Source organism: Paenibacillus rubinfantis, from assembly GCF_001486505.1.
Classification (GTDB): Bacteria; Bacillota; Bacilli; order Paenibacillales; family Paenibacillaceae; genus Fontibacillus; species Fontibacillus rubinfantis.
The window spans coordinates 110,784-130,129 of sequence record NZ_LN909066.1 but is presented as its reverse complement, the minus strand read 5'-3'; the positions used below and the strand labels follow the sequence as shown (position 1 = coordinate 130,129).

The 19,346-nt window shown below is 54.5% G+C and carries 14 protein-coding genes, 2 pseudogenes and 1 riboswitch; of the genes and pseudogenes, 10 read left to right on the top strand and 6 right to left on the bottom strand.

What is annotated here, in order from left to right:
* Positions 1–7 precede the first annotated feature (7 nt).
* Complete coding sequence (locus BN3277_RS18135) at positions 8–817, top strand: SDR family oxidoreductase (protein ID WP_059045151.1); 810 nt, start codon at positions 8–10, stop codon at positions 815–817.
* 146 nt (positions 818–963) lie between these two features.
* Positions 964–1,329, top strand: coding sequence for a DnaJ family domain-containing protein (locus BN3277_RS18130; protein WP_059045149.1), 366 nt, complete (start codon positions 964–966; stop codon positions 1,327–1,329).
* A 31-nt stretch (positions 1,330–1,360) separates the two neighbouring features.
* Here the strand turns inward: BN3277_RS18130 and gluQRS are convergent, their stop codons facing one another.
* On the bottom strand, positions 1,361–2,335 hold the full coding sequence (gene gluQRS / locus BN3277_RS18125) for a tRNA glutamyl-Q(34) synthetase GluQRS (RefSeq protein WP_059045147.1): 975 nt from the start codon (positions 2,333–2,335) through the stop codon (positions 1,361–1,363).
* 287 nt (positions 2,336–2,622) lie between these two features.
* Entirely contained in the window at positions 2,623–3,972 is a 1,350-nt protein-coding gene (locus BN3277_RS18120) for a hemolysin family protein (protein ID WP_082691600.1), read from the bottom strand.
* 187 nt (positions 3,973–4,159) lie between these two features.
* Here BN3277_RS18120 and BN3277_RS26475 point away from each other — a divergent pair.
* The 7 genes and pseudogenes from BN3277_RS26475 (at position 4,160) to BN3277_RS18080 (ending at position 13,051) form a co-directional block, all read left to right on the top strand.
* Positions 4,160–5,909: pseudogene (locus tag BN3277_RS26475) on the top strand (ATP-dependent helicase C-terminal domain-containing protein).
* A gap of 614 nt (positions 5,910–6,523) precedes the next feature.
* Positions 6,524–8,614, top strand: a complete 2,091-nt coding sequence (locus BN3277_RS18105) for a glycosyl hydrolase family 18 protein (RefSeq protein WP_059045140.1) — start codon at positions 6,524–6,526, stop codon at positions 8,612–8,614.
* Positions 8,615–8,901: 287 nt separating this feature from the next.
* Positions 8,902–9,399: a PTS sugar transporter subunit IIA gene (locus tag BN3277_RS18100; RefSeq protein WP_059045138.1), complete on the top strand. Its 498-nt coding sequence runs from the start codon at positions 8,902–8,904 to the stop codon at positions 9,397–9,399.
* Positions 9,400–9,433: 34 nt separating this feature from the next.
* Positions 9,434–10,900 carry an N-acetylglucosamine-specific PTS transporter subunit IIBC gene (gene nagE, locus BN3277_RS18095; protein ID WP_059045137.1) on the top strand — a complete coding sequence of 489 codons (1,467 nt, stop codon included), beginning with the start codon at positions 9,434–9,436 and terminating at the stop codon, positions 10,898–10,900.
* Positions 10,901–11,066: 166 nt separating this feature from the next.
* Positions 11,067–11,906 (top strand): sensor histidine kinase, encoded by an 840-nt coding sequence (locus BN3277_RS18090; RefSeq protein ID WP_059045136.1) that lies wholly within the window; start codon positions 11,067–11,069, stop codon positions 11,904–11,906.
* Entirely contained in the window at positions 11,903–12,550 is a 648-nt protein-coding gene (locus tag BN3277_RS18085; protein WP_059045134.1) for a response regulator, read from the top strand. The genes BN3277_RS18090 and BN3277_RS18085 overlap by 4 nt, the downstream gene beginning before the upstream one ends.
* Positions 12,551–12,667: 117 nt before the next feature.
* Entirely contained in the window at positions 12,668–13,051 is a 384-nt protein-coding gene (locus BN3277_RS18080; RefSeq protein WP_059045131.1) for a cupredoxin domain-containing protein, read from the top strand.
* Positions 13,052–13,109: 58 nt separating this feature from the next.
* Here the strand turns inward: BN3277_RS18080 and BN3277_RS18075 are convergent, their stop codons facing one another.
* From BN3277_RS18075 to BN3277_RS18060, 4 genes are read right to left on the bottom strand one after another with little or no spacing between them, the layout of a single operon-like run.
* Complete coding sequence (locus tag BN3277_RS18075; RefSeq protein WP_059045130.1) at positions 13,110–13,409, bottom strand: metal-sulfur cluster assembly factor; 300 nt, start codon at positions 13,407–13,409, stop codon at positions 13,110–13,112.
* Between the two features lie 27 nt (positions 13,410–13,436).
* Positions 13,437–14,678: a heme-copper oxidase family protein gene (locus BN3277_RS18070; protein ID WP_059045128.1), complete on the bottom strand. Its 1,242-nt coding sequence runs from the start codon at positions 14,676–14,678 to the stop codon at positions 13,437–13,439.
* Positions 14,679–14,691: 13 nt separating this feature from the next.
* Positions 14,692–15,231, bottom strand: a complete 540-nt coding sequence (locus tag BN3277_RS18065) for a DUF2249 domain-containing protein (RefSeq protein WP_059045126.1) — start codon at positions 15,229–15,231, stop codon at positions 14,692–14,694.
* Between the two features lie 48 nt (positions 15,232–15,279).
* The gene (locus BN3277_RS18060; RefSeq protein WP_059045124.1) at positions 15,280–16,278 is read right to left on the bottom strand and encodes a multicopper oxidase domain-containing protein; all 999 of its coding nucleotides are present in this window, start codon (positions 16,276–16,278) and stop codon (positions 15,280–15,282) included.
* Positions 16,279–16,502: 224 nt separating this feature from the next.
* Positions 16,503–16,701: riboswitch (cobalamin riboswitch) on the top strand.
* 162 nt (positions 16,702–16,863) lie between these two features.
* Between BN3277_RS18060 and metE the strand changes: the two are divergent.
* Positions 16,864–19,217: pseudogene (gene metE, locus BN3277_RS18055) on the top strand (5-methyltetrahydropteroyltriglutamate--homocysteine S-methyltransferase).
* Positions 19,218–19,346: the final 129 nt, after the last annotated feature.

The following is a 19,346-nucleotide window of genomic DNA, read 5'->3' as shown; positions in this document are numbered from 1 at the left end:
TGAAGCCATGACAAGCAATCAGACGACGAACCGCGAACGTTACCGGGGAAAAACGGCGATCATCACCGGAGCCGGTTCCGGCATCGGCAAGGCGGCGGCCGTGAAGCTGGCCAGTGAAGGAGCGCAGGTGGCGCTGTTCGATCTACTGGATGAGCGTACTGAGCAGGCGGCGCGGGAAATCAACGCGATACGCGAGGGGGCGGCCCGCGCCTATGACGTGGATGTCGCGGACCCGAAGCGGGTCGAGCAGGCGGTTCGCGAAGCCGCTGAGCATTTCGGCGGCATCGATGTCGTGTTTGCCAATGCGGGCATCAACGGCAAGCTGGCGCCGGTTGAGGATTTAAGCTTTGAGGATTGGGAGAAGACGTTAAGCATCAATCTGACGGGCACGTTCTTGACCGTAAAATATACGGTTCCCTATTTAAAACAACGAGGCGGCGGGAGCATCATCATCACCAGCTCCATCAACGGGAACGATACCTTCTCGGGTTTTGGGATGTCGGCATACAGCACAACCAAAGCGGGACAGGTGGCGTTCGCCAAAATGCTGGCGTTGGAGTTGGCCCAGTTCAAAATCCGCGTGAATGCCATCAGCCCTGGGGCGATCTCCACCAATATCGACGCTTCGACGAAGAAATCCAAGGAGCTGGAGGAGATTGTTATCCCGGTCAAATATCCGGAAGGATCGCAGCCTTTGGCCGATGGCCCGGGCAAACCGGAAAACGTCGCGGATCTGGTCGCCTTTCTAGGCTCCGACGAAGCGATCCATATCACCGGCGCCCGAATCGTCATTGACGGAGCAGAGTCGCTGTTATAAGTCTGCCTCAAGAACGCTTTCGCAATTGCGGAGGCGTTTTGCTTTTTTTAAAGACTAGGAAGGGCATCCGCGGAAGCTCAAAACTCTAATGACTGTGGTATGATAAAGGCAGAAAAACACTTGCTTGCGGAGCAGGAGGGAAAAGGATGCTGTCATGGTTAGCAGATCAAAAAATCGCTGAAGCAATGGCGCGCGGGGAATTCGACCATTTGCCCGGGAAGGGCAAGCCGCTGCAGGTGGAGGATTTGTCCGGAGTTCCCGAGGACTTGCGGATGGCTTATAAACTGATGAAAAACGCCGGCTACGTCCCGGAAGAAATCCAGCTGCAGCAGGAGATGGTCCGGCTGAGCGACCTGCTTGCCGCCTGCGAGGAGGGCCCGGAGAAGCAGGCGTTAAAGAAGCGCTTGTCGGAGCACCAGCTGCGGCTGAGCCTGCTGGCCGACGAGCGCGGCTTGCTGATGAATCCGGCGTTCCGGCAGTATGAAGAGGCGATCCGCCGAAAGCTGGAGTAGATCCCAAGGGGCATTGGGCTGAGCCGATGGCTTAGGACGGTGAAGCGCCGGGAAGGAGACGCCGCACCATCGCTTCGGTTAAAATAAACGGCTCCCGTGAAATCCGGTCCAGCTGGAAGTAGGGGATCAGCTCTGTCGCGGATACGGCTTCCGGACGGTCCAGCAGGCCGCTGATGTAGGCGAGCCAGCCGATGACCGTTTCCGGCTTCGTGCCTGCGGCGCGCAGGGCAGAGATACCCAGGTCGCCGTGGCGTTTCGCCAGTCGCCGGCCATCCTCGCCCAGAATCAGCGGGGCGTGGGCAAATGCCGGCGGCGTCAAGCCTAGCGCGGCATAGAGATGGAGCTGACGGGGCGTGGAGTCGAGTAGATCATCGCCGCGCAGCACATCGGTGATGCCCATCGCGGCATCGTCAACGGTCACCGCCAGTTGATAGGAGTACATATGGTCCGCCCGGCGCACTACAAAATCGCCGCCGCTTCCCGGCGGGAAGAGCTGCGTCCCGGCGATGCCGTCAACGAAGCCGACGGACTCGGAGCCGATCGCAAACCGGAGCGACGGCTCTTTGTGCTGCGCTCGTCGTTGCCGCTCTTCCCGGCTTAAGCTGCGACAGGTGCCGGGATAAGGTGCACCTTCCGAGGACAAGCCGTGTGGGGCACCGGCTACAGCCAGCAGCTCCGCGCGGCTGCAGAAGCACGGGTACAGCCGTCCGTCCGCTTCCAGTTTCGCCAACGCTTCTTCATACAAGCCGGTGCGTTGGCTCTGCAGATACGGACCGGTAGCTTCAGAAGCCCCCGGCCCCTCATCCCAGTCCAGTCCCAGCCAACGGAGATCGGTGAGGATGCGCTCCGTGATCTCCGGTTTGGAACGCTGGGTGTCGATATCTTCAATGCGCAGCACAAAAACCCCTCCAACCGCACGCATTTGCAGCCAGGATAGCAGCGCGATTTTGGCATTGCCCAAATGCATGTCGCCGGAAGGGGTAGGCGCAAAACGTCCGCGTTTCATTGTTGCTTCACTTCCTTGGTTATTCTCGGGGTATATCTCATATTGAACATTAGCCTCGATATACTCGATTTTTCGTATAGAATATGAGCTGGAGGCTACTATTTCCGAATGGTATTCGGTTTTTCATATCAATTCTACCCTTAATCGCTTGAAAAGCGCAATTAAGGTTGATTTTTCATATAGACTTCGAGGAAACCGCCGAAAACGGCAAAATCTATTCGGTTTTTGGCATATATCGCAACATGGCATAATAATGGGGAGGGCAGAGGTCCCTTTCCCCTCGTTTATTACCATCGCGCTTCCGGTTCTTGTTCTATAGTGCCGCTCTCCGGTTTCAAGGGGTTGCCGAAATCGGGCGTTGGCCGCCTTTCGATTTCGATTTTGCGGATCCGGCTGTCTTCGCGTTCCAATACGGTAAACTGTAAATCCCCATACACCAGCTGAGTTCCTTCCTCGATATCCAGGTTTTGTCCATAAATCCAGCCGCCGATCGTATCCGCATCTTCCTCCTCCAATTCGGCGCCCAGCAGATCGTTAATTAAGGAAACCGAAACCTTGCCGTCGACGATCAGGTGATTCGCCGCAACTTCGGTAATTTCCTGCTCTTCCTCCGCATCAAACTCGTCCCGAATGTCTCCAACGATTTCCTCCAAAATGTCCTCGATCGTCACCATGCCGCTGGTTCCGCCGTATTCGTCGATCAGCACGGCGATATGCGAACGTTCCTTCTGCATTTTGGTCAGCAGAGCCGGGAGGGGGATGTTCTCCGAGACGGTCATCACAGGCCGGACCAGGGAAGCTAAGGGAGCGTCCGCCTGATTCTCGGGGGCGAGAAACAACGCTTTCGTATTAATGACGCCGATTATATCGTCTTTATTTTGGCGGATCACGGGAAATCTCGTGTATTGCTCCCGGCGAATGATTTGCAAATTCTCCTCGCGCGACTTGGCTGCATCCAAGCAAACCATGTCGGTTCTCGGAACCATGATATCCTTGGCGAGCAGTTCGTCAAAAGCGAAGATCCGGCTCATGAAGCGATACTCGCTTTTGTTGATCTGACCGCTTTCCAGGCTTTCGCTCAGCAGAATCCGCAGCTCCTCCTCGCTATGCGCGTCGTTCCAGTCCGCCGCGGGTTTCAGGCCTAACAGCGAGACGATGCGGCGGGAAGAACGGTTCAGCAGCCAAAGGAAAGGGGACAGCAGGGTGCTTAACCCTAACAGGGGCCGGGCAAAGGCCAAAACAACGGCTTCGCCGCGCTGTGCCGCCAGCACCTGCGGGACTAATCCGGCGAGTACGACATGCAGATAGGTGATTGACACGAAGGCGATCAGAAAGGAGAAAAAGGTCTCCACCGAGGCCGATAAGGGCAGGCGGACAAACAGCGGCGCAAGCAGGCTGCGTACGGCCGGCTGGCCCAGCCAACCCAGCAGCAGCGAGTTGATCGTGATGGCCAGTTGACAGGTTGACAAAGCACGGTCGAGCCGTTCCGACAGGCCCCGGAGCGCGGCGGCGCCGCGCCGGCCTTCACGCTCCCAAGCTTCGATGGTCCGCGGGTGCAGGGCGCGAAGCGAGGCTTCAAGGATCACGAATAGGGCGGTTAAGGCGATAAGCAGCAAGATAACGAACAGCTTGAACATCATGTTTTTCCTCCGATCCCTCTCAAGTCTGATGACCGCTTTGCAGCCTTTGTTGTCAACGGTAAACGGTGCACGCACCACCTCATAAAGGGCACGTTCGTCCGCTTTTTCGCTCCTTCAGTTGGGCTCGCGGGACTTGCTCCCTATGGTAAAATGTTTTCATAGTGTAACCCGTAAGGAGAGAATCATGACAAAGCTTCCTTTACCTATTGATGAAGTGATCCCTGAACTGAAAACAGCGCTTGGTGCAGCGGGAACCGCTGTGCTGCTTGCGGAGCCCGGGGCGGGCAAAACGACGCGGGTCCCGTTATCATTGCTCGAAGAACCCTGGATGGCGGGGCAGCGGATGTTGCTGCTGGAACCACGTCGGTTAGCGGCCCGGGCCGCCGCCGTGTATATGGCGTCCCAGCTTGGCGAAGCGGTTGGCGAGACGGTCGGATACCGGATGCGGGGGGATAGCCGGGTGTCGGCTAAAACGCGGATTACGGTCGTGACCGAAGGGATTCTCACGCGGATGTTGCAGCAGGACCCGGCGTTGCTCGGAACCGGGTTGGTTATTTTTGATGAATTTCATGAGCGCAGCCTGCATGCTGATCTGGGACTAGCGTTGGCTTGGCAAAGCCGTCAGTTGCTCCGTGACGACTTGCGGCTGCTGGTGATGTCGGCGACGCTGGATGCCCGTCCGATCTCTGACTTGCTGGACGACGCGCCGGTTGTGCAAAGCCGGGGACGGATGTTCCCGGTGGAGACGGTGTATGCGCCGGGAGCGCCTAAGGAGCCGCTGGAACGCACGGTTCAGCACGCGGTTCTCCGTGCGTTGGCGGCGCATGACGGCAGCGTGCTGGTGTTCTTGCCCGGCGCGCGGGAGATCCGCCGCGCCCGCCGATCCAACGCCGTCGCCCGCGCCGGTCCGCTCCGACCTGACTCCGCCCGCTCGTGCGGCGGGAGTCTCCGTCTCCTCGGACCTTGACCGCTGCTGCGGCCTGCTCGTCTCCTTCGCTTATCCGGATCGGATCGCAGCCCGTCGTCCCGACGGGCGATATCTGATGCGGAACGGGCGGGGGGCTCAGCTGCTCCACAAGGATTCGCTTGGCCAGTCGGCGTTCCTCGCGATTGCCGAGGTCGACGATGAGGGGGCAGAAGGGCGAATCCTGCTGGCGGCGCCTCTGGAGGAAGAAGAGATGTATCGCCACCATGCGGCGGATATCACCGAGGAGCGAAGCGCGGAATGGGATGACGCTTCCGGCACGGTTCGGGCAAGAATCCGCCGCACCTTCGGCGCAATTGTGCTGCGAGAGCAGCCGGATCCGGCGCCGGGCCCTGAGCAGATCACGCAAGCGCTGCTAGATGCGGTAGCTGTCAAAGGCGTTGCCATCCTGCCGTGGACGGAGAAGGCCCGCAAGTTGCAGGAGCGGATGATGTTCCTGTACCACCTCGATTCCGACTGGCCGGATGTTTCCGACGAAACGCTGGCAGCGACGGCGGAGACTTGGCTGGCGCCATATTTGTCCGGTGTCCGCAAGCGGGCGGACCTGCAGGCGTTGTCGCTATATAACATGCTGGAGAACCTGTTGACCTGGTCGCAGCAGCAGGAGTTAAGTGCGGAAGCTCCAACACACCTGCTTGTCCCCAGCGGCTCCAAAATCCAGGTTCATTACGACGGGCCTCAAGCTCCTTATGCCGCTGTGCGCTTGCAGGAAGTGTTCGGCATGATGGAAACGCCGCGAATCGGTTTCGGTCGGGTGCCGATCACACTGCATTTGCTGTCTCCAGCCAGCCGGCCAGTTCAGGTGACTTCGGATCTGCGCAGTTTTTGGCAGCACACGTATTTTGAGGTGAAAAAGGATCTGAAGGGGCGTTACCCGAAACATTACTGGCCTGAAGACCCGCTGCAGGCAACGGCAACCCGAAGGGTGCGGCCGGACGGACAACGATAAGTTAGTTTGGATGTGGACGTGACGGCGGGCTTGATCCGTGAGGGTATACGAAAAATCGAATACATGCAGCGGTTTTAGGCCTTTGTGCCGGAAATATATGTGAATTTTCATACAGATTTGGGCTGCGGGGAGCCAGAAGCCCAATATCTATATGAAATATCGAATACATTTTCCCATTTCTACGTTTCACAACAAAATGTATATGAAAAATCGAATATATTGATCTAACCCTGCGTTAGGCCACGCCCGTAGACGCGGCGATCTTCTCAAGATCGCCGCGTTTTTTTGCGTTTTTCAATCTCTATTTCGATTAAATAATAGAAATTTATCCTTTAATCGCCAAATCTATTATGATTTAATAGATTTGTAAGTATTCCAAAGATTTCCTTTTGGCGCCAGGACTAGCTTTGGAGGCTTACCGCTTAGATAACGCTTGTTTATTTTTTGCGGGAGGTGATCGGCTGCCAGCAGAAGTAAGTCCTAGACCAAGCCAAGAGTCCATTTGGTAAATCAAGAGGAAAGGTGAATTGCTGATGACAACGTCATCTCTATCCTAGTTCTTGCTGCTAGCTTTATTCCAATCCAACTTCGATTGAAAGAGAGGGATTTAAGTGATGCATTCGATGAGAACCCGAAGTTTCGCCAAGAAGTGGAAGCTGTTTACACTGACCTGTCTCGCCTTATCTCTGCTGCTTCCGGGTGGACTGCTTCAGCCGAAATCCGCACAAGCGGCCGACGCTTATAAAATTGTTGCCTATTACCCGTCATGGGGGGCATATGGCCGGAATTTTAATGTCTATGATATCGACGCTTCCAAAATCACGCATATCAATTATGCTTTCGCCGACATCGCCTGGGACGGCCGTCACGGCAATCCCGACCCGGCCGGGCCGAACCCGGTCACCTGGCCGACCCAAGACGAGAAGGGTCAGACGATTAACGTGCCCAACGGGACGATCGTCTTAGGTGATCCCTGGATCGATACCGGCAAGCAATTTCCCGGCGACACCTGGGATCAACCAATCGCCGGTAATATCCATCAGCTGAACAAATTGAAGCAGGCCAATCCGCATCTGAAGACGATCATCTCGGTTGGCGGGTGGACCTGGTCGAACCGTTTCAGCGACGTGGCCGCCAGCCAAGTCACTCGCGAGACGTTCGCCAACTCGGCCGTCGATTTCCTACGCAAGTTTAATTTCGACGGTGTCGATTTGGACTGGGAGTATCCGGTTGCGGGCGGATTGCCCGGGAACAGCTACCGTCCGGAGGATAAGCAGAACTATACGAAGCTGCTCCAGGAAATCCGCAATAAGCTGGATGCAGCTGGAGCTGCGGACGGCAAAAGATATTTGCTGACGATCGCTTCGGGGGCTTCACCTGCTTTCGTCAACAATACGGAGCTTGGCAATATCGCATCCATCGTTGACTGGATCAATATTATGACTTACGACTTCAACGGCGGGTGGCAGCAAATCACGGCCCACAATGCACCGCTCTACTACGATCCGGCCGCAGGCAATGCCGGCGTGCCCAGCGCTGCGGACTTTAATGCCGATACCGCGGTGCAAGGCCACTTAAACGCCGGCGTTCCGGCGAACAAATTGGTGTTGGGTATCCCGTTCTACGGCCGCGGCTGGGATGGCGTGAACAATGCAAACAACGGGCAATACCAAAGCGCCAGCGGCGTATCAAATGTTGGAACCTGGGAAGCTGGTTCTTTTGACTTCAACGACTTGGAAGCGAATTATATCAATAAGAACGGGTATACCCGATATTGGAACGACACGGCCAAGGTTCCGTTCTTGTACAACGCTTCAAACCGACGGTTTATCACCTACGATGATCCGCAATCCCTTGGTTTCAAAACCGATTACATCAAGAACCGCGGCCTCGCGGGCGCGATGTTCTGGGAACTGAGCGGTGACCGGAATAAGACGCTGCAAACCAAGCTGAGAAACGATTTAGGCGGAGGCGTAACCCCTCCAGGTGATACGATTGCTCCGTCAACGCCAACCGGGGTAACCGCAACCTCCAAAACGTCCAATTCTGTGACGTTAACCTGGCAGCCTTCCTCGGATAACGTAGGCGTAGTTCGTTATGATATATTCCGGGACGGAACGCAAGCGGCCAGCGTAACCGGAACGACGGCCGTGATCAGCAATCTTGCCCCCGCCACGGCTTACAGCTTCACGGTTGTTGCACGGGACGTTGCGGGGAATGTCTCACCGGCCAGCGCACCGCTGACGGTCACAACCGAGCCGGGAACCAACCCCGGCGACACCGTTGCTCCAACTGCACCGGGCAATGTGATGGTAACGGCGAAAACTTCGTCCAGCGTCAGCTTGAGCTGGAGCGCATCGACCGATAACGTCGGCGTGACCGGTTACGAGGTATACAACGGCGGTCAGCTCGTCACAGCGGTAACAGGGACAACGGCTACGATCAGCGGACTCACGCCATCTACGTCGTATACGTTTACCGTGAAGGCAAAAGACGCAGCAGGGAATCTCTCGTCCGCCAGCAATGAAGTGACCGTCACGACGGATTCGACCGGAACCGGGCCGGTGGCGTGGGCTCCTTACACGCCCTATACTGTAAATCAACTTGTGACGTATAACGGAGTAACCTATAAAGTGATTCAAGCCCACACGTCGCTGCCGGGGTGGGAACCGGATAAAGTACCGGCTTTATTCCAAGCGCAGTAAGGATGAGGATTGCGAATTCCTGACATTACGTGAACGCTTTCAATTTTTCTATTGACGCTAGGGATAGCTTGAATTATTATAGTCACATAACCGAAAACCAAATGACTTTTGGCGTGTTACCGTTGATCTAAAATGGGCATGAGCCAAGGAAAGCAGACCTACATCAGATAGGCTTCTTTTCTTGGCTCTTATTTTTTTGCGCCCGTTTCCGCTGGCCCTTCGGGAAGAAGCATAGAGTTCTCGTCAAGTTGCCAGAATATAGGTAGTAACTTTAGGAGGAGAGTCACATGTTTTCCAAATGGAGAAAGAAAAACACCGAGAGTAAGGTTTTGGAGATCCTGTCGCCGCTCACTGGAGAGGCCGTACCGTTAGCGCAAGTTCCGGATGAAGCTTTTGCCGGAGGTCATATGGGACCGGGATTGGCGGTCGAACCTAGTGAAGGAAGACTAGTCGCGCCGTTTGACGGCAAAATCGTTCATGTCATCAAAAGCAACCATGCGGTGATGATGGAGCATTCGTCTGGGTTGCAGTTTCTGTTCCATCTCGGGATTAACACCGTGTCGCTCAAAGGCGAGGGTTTTACCGCCCATGTGGCTGTGGGTGACAAGGTTAAAGCGGGGCAGCTGTTGATTGAATTTGATCTTCCAGCCATTCGTGAGGCGGGTTATCCGGTGATTTCGCCAATCATAGTAACAAACGCCGGGGAAGTGACGAGCAGCGTAGAAACCCTCACCGGTCCTGTGACGGCAGGCGGAAACGTCATTTTGAAGGCGGTTTTACAATAAAAAATTTAGGTAGTAAGGAAAGGATGGTTTATGCATGCTAGCTTTTCTCCAGAAAATCGGTAAGTCATTGATGCTGCCGGTTGCTACATTGCCTGCAGCGGCGATTCTGCTCAGGTTCGGCAGCATCGACTACATCAAGGATTTTCACCTGGGAGATGGGGTAGGGGGATTCCTCAATACGTATATCGCTCCGTTCCTGGCAGCGGGCGGGGGAACGATCTTCGACAATCTACCGCTCATTTTTGCTGTTGGTGTGGCCATTGGTTTGGCCGGAGACGCGGTAGCCGCCTTATCTGCCGTGATCGGTCATCTGATTTTGCTGAACGTGCTTGGTAGAGTACCCGGCATTTTCCCAGGACTTATGCAATCCGCCGACACCAAACTGGATATGGGAGTTCTAGGCGGGATTATCGTAGGTTGTATTTCGGCTTATCTTTACAAACGGTACCATAATATCAAGCTGCCGGATTGGTTAGGCTTCTTTGGCGGCAAACGTTTTGTTCCGATGGTTACCGCGGTAACGATGGTTATTGTTGGTTTGATTTTTGGTTTAATTTGGGGACCGGTTCAAACCGCCCTGGATATCTTTGGCGATTGGGTTACCGGCTTGGGCGGCATTGGTTCGGCTATTCATATCATTGCCAACCGTTTGCTGATTCCGTTTGGTCTTCACCACATTATCAACTCGATCGTATGGTTCCAAATCGGAGACTTTACCAATGCCGCAGGGGACGTCATTCACGGCGACTTGTACCGGTTCTTCGCTGGTGACAAGACGGCAGGTATGTTCATGACCGGCTTCTTCCCGATCATGATGTTTGGTCTTCCGGCTGCAGCCTTCGCGATTATTCATACAGCTAGACCGGAAAGACGCAAAATGGTTAGCTCCATCTTTCTGGGGGCTGCCCTGGCTTCGTTCCTGACAGGGATTACAGAGCCGTTGGAATTTGCCTTTATGTTTGTGGCTCCGCTGCTTTATGCTGTTCACGCTGTCCTGTCGGGGATCGCAGCATATGTTACTTACGCGGTCGGCATGAAACTGGGCTTCGGTTTCTCCGCTGGTTTCATCGATTATGCGATCAACTATCAAATCTCAACCAAACCGCTGTTGCTCATTCCGATTGGTCTTGTTACGGCGGTCGTTTACTACGTGATTTTCCGCTTCATGATCGTCAAGTTGAATTTGAAAACACCTGGTCGTGAAGATGCGGAGGATATTGCTGAAGTGGTCGAGGAAGCTCCTTCCGGAACAGGGAAGTCAGCAGCCGACAACCGTTCGGCCAAAATCCTGGCCAACATCGGCGGACCGGACAATATTGAGTCCGTGGATGCGTGCATTACCCGCCTTCGCCTCGTCGTCAAGGACGATAAACAGGTCAACGATGCCGCTTTAAAACAGCTGGGCGCATCGGGCGTCATGAGACTCGGCAAAGGCGCAGTCCAAGTCGTGTTCGGACCGCAATCCGAAGCGATCAAGGATGACATCAAAAAATTGCTGTAAGGCAACGCACGTGATACAAAGCAGGGCGGAATGGCACTTCCGCCTTGCTTTTTTATATTACGTCTAAATCCTGCGAAAGGATTCAAAATTTTGTCTAAGCCTTGTCAGCCGGGCCTCGAGTTATGTAAAGTTAAGTCGATGGAAATCGGACTGAAGGGGATAAACGATGTCCTACAAATTTACAAAATGGTTGATCTTAATCGTTCCGACGTTGGTCGTTGGGGTGTGGGAGGTGGTCCGCCACCAATTCCTCATGCCGTATGTGTCGATGGAGCTGGGTAATGTCTTGACGCCGATCCTTTTATTTGCGGTAAGCATTACCTTGCTTTACCGCTGGTTTGCTTACCTGGAACGAATGCAGGAGGAGCTACAGCGGGAACGGGCGCTGAAGGCTCGTCTGGAGCAACGGGAGCAGTTGGCCCGCGAGCTGCATGACGGGATCGCGCAATCCTTGTTCCTGCTCTCCGTGAAGGTGGATCGGGCTGAACGTCAGCAGCAGACGGCTGGCAGCTCATACGACTGGAACGAACTGCGCAAATCGATTCATGAAGTGAACCGGTATGTGCGAGAGGCGATTTCCGATCTTCGGATCCCGCCGAGCTCCAGGGAAGGCGAAGCGGATGAAGCCTCGATGTCGGCGATCGTACGGCGAATCGCCGCGGAGCAGCAGCTCGCTTTGCGGTTGGACTGGCAGCTGGACGAAGCGGATTGGTCGGCAAAAGCGAAGATGGAGCTGGTGTCCTGCCTGCGGGAAGCGGTGATCAATGCGGCCAAGCATGCGAGCGTGAAAGACGTCGAGATCTCGGCATTTGGAGATGCACAGGACTTCACCGTAAGGATCACCGATCATGGATGCGGCTTTGTGCAGGACGATACCACCTATTCAGGCCGCTACGGCTTGCGAATTATGCGGGAGCGGGCAAACGAGATGGGCTGGGTGTTGGAAGTAGCTTCCCGGCCAGGGGAGACGACGATTGCAATTCGGGGAGGTGGCGATTCGAGATGAAGGTTCGGGTACTGGTTGTAGACGATCATCCGCATGCCCGGGAGGCGATTGGGGAGATTTTGGCCGAGGACGAAAGCTTTGAAATCGTCGCGTACGCGGAAAGTGGCAACGAGGCGATCGCACAGACGGAGCGGTGGATGCCTGATTTGATTTTGATGGATATTCGCATGCCCGGTAAGGACGGTTTAGAGACAACCCGCGAAATCAAACTGCGTTACCCCTACGTGAAGATTGTCTTGATCACGGTGTCGGATGACGCCGCCCATTTGTTTGAAGCATTGAAGCAGGGGGCCCAAGGTTATTTGCTCAAAAACCTGGAGCCCGGGACATGGCTGGAGTATTTAAGGGCGATCGCCAGCGATGAGGCACCGTTGTCCAGTGAACTGGCTCTGCGTATTTTGCAGGAGTTTCCGGTGAACAAGAAAGCCAGCGGCGAGCAACCCCCGTTAACCGCCCGCGAACGGGAGATCCTCGGCTGGGTAGCGGAGGGGATGACCAATCGGGAGATTGCCGGGGTGCTGCATATTTCCGACCAGACGGTAAAAAACCATCTCAAAAACATTCTGCAGAAGCTGCATTTGGAAAACCGGGTGCAATTGACGCGTTATGCGTTAGAGCAAGGGTGGATTGAGCAACGGGATTGAGCTATGGAGAGGATTTAAGATGATCAGTGTGATGGTGTTGTGATGGAAATCACAAGACGTATGCGCGGCCCGTTCTAAACTGAGATTAGTTCTTAGTTCAAGAAGGGGGAGAAGCTGATGAATCACCGTCTAGGTGCGGTTGCCTGCTTGCTTGGCGGGATGCTTCTGCTATCGGCATGTGCCGATGCCCCGGGGCGCTATATTGGCGGATCGGAGCCGGCAGCGGAAGCGAAAGGGCCGGTGAAGGCGTTTACCGTTCATGCCAGCCCGTCGGGATATGACTTGACGGAAATCAAAGTCAAGAAGGGTGACACGGTACAGATTACGCTGATAAATACGCAGGGCATGCATTCGCTGAAGATTAAAGGATACAACAAGGAAGTCCGCGGAGGGAAAACCATGACTTTTACGGCAGACCAAGCGGGGACCTTTGAGTTCGCCTGCAACATCTCCTGCGGCAAGAACCACAAGGAAATGAAAGGCACCTTTATTGTAAAATAAAAAGCTGACGGCTCATCTGAAGATGAAGCCGCCAGCTTTTTTGATAACTCAATCTATATTAAAAGTATCCTAACTGTTCCTTGGCTGCCTCCGACATGTGTTCCGGTGACCAGCGCGGCTCCCAGACAATGTCGATCTCCGGATTTTGGATCCCCAGTTGATCGTTAAGCACCCAGCGAACGCCGCCAACAATGGTATCGTGCATAGGACAGCCCGGCGTTGTTAAGGTCATCTGAATGTAGACTTGGTCTTCTTCTTCCCGAATGTCGTAAACCAGCCCGAGATCTACGATGTTTACACCTAACTCAGGGTCATAAACCTCGCGCAGGCTTTCGCGGATTTGATCAATTTTATTCATGGCAACCAACCTCCATTTGTATTTTTGTTAATGAGCAAACACCAAAGCGATCAATGCGATATAGGCCACCGAAACGATGGATAATGCGACACCGCCAACGGCGATAACGATCGGCCAGCCGATCACCAGGCCAACGAGGACGGTTAAATTGGCGCAGAGGATCAAGGTCAACCCGAGATGGGCTTTCCGCTCATCCAGCAAGTCCGCCAGCACAGGGGTTCCCGGGCGTCCCACCTGTTTGCCGTATTTGTGGGTCCACCACAGGAACGGTACGATTTTGGATACATAGCCAAGCACCGTAAACGAAACCCAGCAGCTAAGATATACCCAGCCGGCTGTGAGTACGGTATGCGTGTCCAGCAGCTGCTCGGGCGATACCAGCGCCCGCACCGCAAAGGTTACGGCAAAGATGGCGAAGATTTGACTCCCGGTTACCGTCCACTCAATGCCCACCCCCGGGCTTCGTTTATGCCGTTTGCTGCGGATCTCCAGCAGATGAATGTTATAGCAAAGAACAGCCGAGACGATCAGCAGTAATGCTGCCACTTTATAGCCCGTCGGCAATCCAAACAGGAAGGAGGTTGCCCCCAGCAGAACCCCTGCGTTCCATAACGCCAAAACGACGTATTCCAGTCGGTTCGGATAATCATGGGACAAGTAAAACATTGGCAATAACTTATAGCTGAACCCGGTAATCAGAAGACCAAACCAGCCAAGCGTGCCGAGCCAGATATGTGTGCCAAACAGATTTTCATGCAGATCATTATAAAGGCCGGTGGCAAAGTTAATCCCCATCGCCATTCCGGATAAACCGGTGAGCAGCAGGTAAAACACCGCGCAGGAAGTGCTGATTGTGATGGCGTTCCAGGATCTGGCCCGCAGCAGGGTGACAGCCATGTTCCAGACGAACAAGACGATTCCCGAGAAAGCGAGCGTCGCGAAGCCGCCGATCCAGTACGTATCGCCTTGGATGAAGCCAAACAGCAGACCAAACAGTCCTACGGTAAACAGGGCGTAATGAACGTACCCAAGACGTTCGCTGTAGATGTTCGACTGCAAAATCACGTTGATAAGCTGGTAGATGGCGCCCATCGCCAGCATGGTTGCCCAGCCCAGCACAAAGAGGTGGACCTGGAACCAGCCGGCCGGGCCGCGGATGTCATCCCCGATCCAGCCCGTGAGCGACATCAGGGAAGTGGCGTGAAATAGGACAAATCCGAAGATTCCAGTAACGATAAAAAGAAAGGGCAGGCGGGACATGGCCGGCATCAGGTTCACCTCCTTAAGGCTTGCGGATTTGGACTTTGGCTGTGCCGTCCGGTTGTTCTTCTACCGTATAGGTGCAGCCCAAGCTGTTTAATTCCTCGATCAAAAACACCGGGACCCGGTCGTTGTGAATATGCACCTCGTCGCCCGGTTTGCAGCGGTCCAGCGCGGCTAACGTCCGCACCATCGGCTGCGGCGGTTCGAGCCCGCGGTTATCGAGGTGGATGATGTTGTTGCCGGCGGCCGGCTCGTTGGAAGCGGTGGGTGTCTCTGCTTCCTCTTTTGCCGTATCGACGCCATCCAACCATGCTTTATTTTTCTTATGGACAAACGTGGTGATCCAATGCTCTTTGTCATGCATGACCGATTTACCTACAAGGCCCTTCATTTTAAGGAAACCAAGCAAGGGAGTAGGCTTGAAAGTGGCGTGCAGCACGAAAATTTCGTCTTTCTCCAGTGTTTTTACGGTATCCATGATCAGTTGGAACGGCTCCAATTTGTTTCGAAGCTGCTCCCGAACGTCCAGTTCAACAACCTTGGCGTCTTGTGGATGCATAAAGCGTCACCTCTTCTTTCATCAGAATGCGATATACAGGTTTGTTCCTTAATGGCTCATCGCCGGAGCTCCGTTGTCCAGTCCGTCCTTCGTTACGCGCAGGATCGCGGTGGCCCCCAGATAGGCGTCATTGAGCTGATGGGTTAGGATTGGATAATCGCCTTCCTCCGTGACGGTAAACTCAACGACCGCACCGCCGCCGGCCGGCAGCAAGACGGTCTGCATCCCGTTCAGCTCATTGTTCGGATTACCGTCCAGATAGACCTGATCAAAGGTGGTCCCCACCACATGGAACGAAGAAACGTGGTTTGGCCCTGCATTGATGACATAAAGCCGTACCTTATCGCCGACTTTGGCGAGCAAGGGGTGTTCTTTTAGCGTGAAATCATCGCCGTTAAACACGACATACTCCGGATCGCCATGCTGAAAAGCGTCCAAATCGTTCTCTGTATACCATTCGCTTTGGACGATCGTATATTGCTGGTCGATATCCGCGTCCGTAGGGTAACCGTCCTTGGGTTCAACGATGATCATCCCGTACATTCCGTTGGCCACATGAAGCAGCACCGGACTTGCTCCGCAATGGTACATGAATACGCCGGGCGTGTCAGCAGGATAAGTAAACGTACCTTGTTCATCCGGCATGACCTCGATAAACTTCTGGCTTGGAGCGGCATGGACCGCATGGAAATCCATGGAATGCGGCATTTCGGGGTCCAGATTTTTTAGCGTAAACTCCAGCTGATCCCCTTGCTTTACACGTAATACCGGACCAGGTGCCGTCCCGTTAAACGTCCAGGCCGAGTAGGTGACGCCTTCGGAGATCTCCAGGTCGGTCCGCTGTGCGGTCATTTCGATGCGTACGGAATTTCCCTCGCGATGAATGACCGGCTCGACGGGCGGTTGATGGAGATGCGGCGCTTCCTCTTGCGGGGTGACCTCATCGACTGGGGGCTTCTCCGAAGGAAACGCAAACCAGGCGGCGGCGACCATGACCAGACCCGATAAACTAAGCAACAACCACTTCAGGATGTTCCGCGATTTCATGAGTCCTTCCTCTTTCTCTATTTAATGGGTAAGCTTGTGGATTCATTTGATTGATTTCATCGTACGATGGGTTGAAGAGGTGAATTGTGATATGTATCACATGAAACTTGTCGAAAATGTTGTCGATAGGGTTGTAGATGATACTGTCGATAAATATTTAAATTCCGATCTGTTTGGTATTGTATTCGTTAGGGACTTGAAGTAAGATGTTAGGTATATTCCAACCGAATATAGCGGAAATAGGTGTTCCGGCCTTGGATGGCCGGAGCTTAAAAGGGAAGTCCGGTGTAACGCCGGCGCGGTCCCGCCACTGTAACGGAGGAGTCGGATGTTTAGAAATGCCACTGGTGATCGGATCACCGGGAAGGCCACATCCGGCGATGATGCCGAAGCCAGGAGACCTGCCTATTTCGACGGCACTGCTGTACCTACGGGAGATAGGGAGGTGTTAAAGATGCTAGCCATCGAACCATTCATCGAAGGTCCTCTTTAGCCATGTTGCTATCGAGGGCTTTTTTGCGTTTTCAGATCGAGTGTTTTGAATCTATCTTGAAATCTACTAATGATGGGGAGGAAATCATTAACATGGGGAACATCAAAAGCGGAAATCTGGGGTATCCGAGAATCGGCGGACAACGGGAATGGAAGAAACAAATCGAAGCGTATTGGGCGGAGAAAATCACGGAGCAGGAGCTCCACGAACGATTGACGGAGATTCGGCTGGACCATCTGCGTTTGCAGCGGGATCGAGGGGTAGACGTGATCCCGGTTGGCGATTTTACCTATTACGATCACGTCCTGGATACGGCGACGATGTTTGGACTGGTGCCGGAGAGGTTTGGCTGGACCGGAGACAAGCTGTCGCTGGATTTGTATTACGCGATCGCTCGCGGCAACGATCAAGCAACGGCTAGCGAGATGACGAAATGGTTTAACACCAACTACCACTATATCGTGCCTGAGCTCGGGACCCAAACGCCGCGGTTGACGATCAACCGTCCGCTCAAGGCCTTCTTAGAAGCCAAACAGGAGCTGGGAATTAGCGGCCGACCGGTGTTGTTGGGGTTGTTCACATTCATGAAATTGTCCAAAGGGAAAACAGCGGACGAAGTGGATGCCTGGATCGAAAAGCTGCTGCCTTTATATGTCCAAGTGCTGAGGGAGCTGGAAGCGGCGGGTGTCGCTTGGGTTCAAATCGACGAACCGGCATTGGTTGTCTCGGTTAGCGATGAGGAGGTTCGGCGGCTTGACTTCATTTACCGGACGATTGTCCGGGAGGTTCCAGGGCTGCAGTTCATGCTGCAAACCTATTTCGACGCTGTAGAACGGTACGAAGATCTCGTGAAGCTGCCGGTACATGGCTTGGGGCTGGATCTTGTACACGGCCGGAACGGCAACCTGGAAGCGTTACGGCGTCATGGCATTCCCGCTGGTAAAACGCTAGGGGCAGGTGTGATCGACGGGCGGAACATTTGGCGTACGGATTTGGACGAAGGGTTGAAATTGCTGAAGGAGATTCACGGCTTGACCGGAGAGAACGACCTGATCGTGCAACCCTCCTGCAGCTTGCTGCATGTCCCAGTTTCGGCTGCTGGAGAGGAGCGTTTGGCCCCGGTACTACGCGAGGCATTGGCCTTTGCCGAGCAGAAGCTGGAGGAGTTGACAAGCTTGTGCCGGGCGGCAAGCGGGGACGGGCCGGAACCGGCGAGGTTCGCGGAGAATCGCCAAGCGCTTGCTGCGCTGGCGGCGGATCCCGCCCGCAACCGTGCTGCGGGCTGGCGGCGGATCCCGCCCGCAACCGTGCTGCGGTGCGGGAGGAGGCGAAGCGGGCCGCAGCGGCACCGGCTGAGCGGAGCAGTGAGTTCGCCGAACGGCGTCGCAAGCAGCAGGCCCAATGGCGGCTGCCGTTCCTGCCAACAACGACGATCGGCAGCTTCCCGCAGACCGCTGAAGTGCGAGCTGCTCGGCAGAAATGGCGCAAAGGCGAGTGGAGCCCGCAGAAATACGCGGCGTTCATCCAAGCGGAAATCCGCAAATGGGTCGAGATCCAGGAGGAGCTTGGGCTAGACGTATTGGTTCACGGTGAATTTGAGCGTACCGATATGGTGGAATTTTTCGGCGAGAAGCTTCCGGGGTTTGCGTTCACGCAAGGGGGGTGGGTACAGTCCTACGGCACGCGTTGCGTGAAGCCGCCGCTGATTTACGGAGATGTCGAGTTTGCCGGACCGATGACTGTCAAGGAAACCGCCTATGCGCAAAGCCTGACGGCCAAACCGGTGAAAGGGATGCTGACGGGTCCGATCACGATTCTAAACTGGTCGTTTGTTCGCAGCGATCTCCCGCGGGAACAAGTGGCTTATCAGATCGCCCTGGCTTTGCGAAAGGAAGTCGAAGCGCTGGAACAGGCAGGGATTGAGATGATTCAGGTTGACGAGCCTGCGATGCGCGAGGGTCTGCCGCTTAAGCCAAAGGATGGGGCGAACTATTTGGAGTGGGCGGTGAAGGCGTTCCGTGTGACCACTTCAACCGTTCGCGACACGACGCAAATTCATACACATATGTGCTACTGCGAATTTGACGATATCCTTGACGAGATCCGTGCGCTGGATGCCGACGTCATTTCCATAGAGACCTCGCGTAGTCACGGCGAGCTGGTGCATAGCTTTGAGGAGCATACGTACCCGCTGGGCATCGGATTGGGGGTATACGACATCCATAGTCCGCGTGTACCAACCGAAGCGGAGATGGTTTCATTGATTGATCGGGCCCTGCAGGTGCTGGATCCGGAGCTCTTTTGGATTAACCCCGATTGTGGTTTGAAAACCCGTGGGCAAGAGGAAACCGTCGCAGCCTTACGGCAAATGACCGCGGCAGCTGAGCAGGTTCGACGGAGATATGGGCGGGAAACAAAGGCAGATAAAGGTGAGTTTTTTCACTGAAAAAAAATTAGGAACTGTAATTGACAAAGTATTAGTTAGCCGTTATGATAACTATTGTTAGATAAGTAACAGAATAATAAATAGTTACTGAGAAAAAGAAAGAGATAAAAAGATTAGTGGAGGGAAACC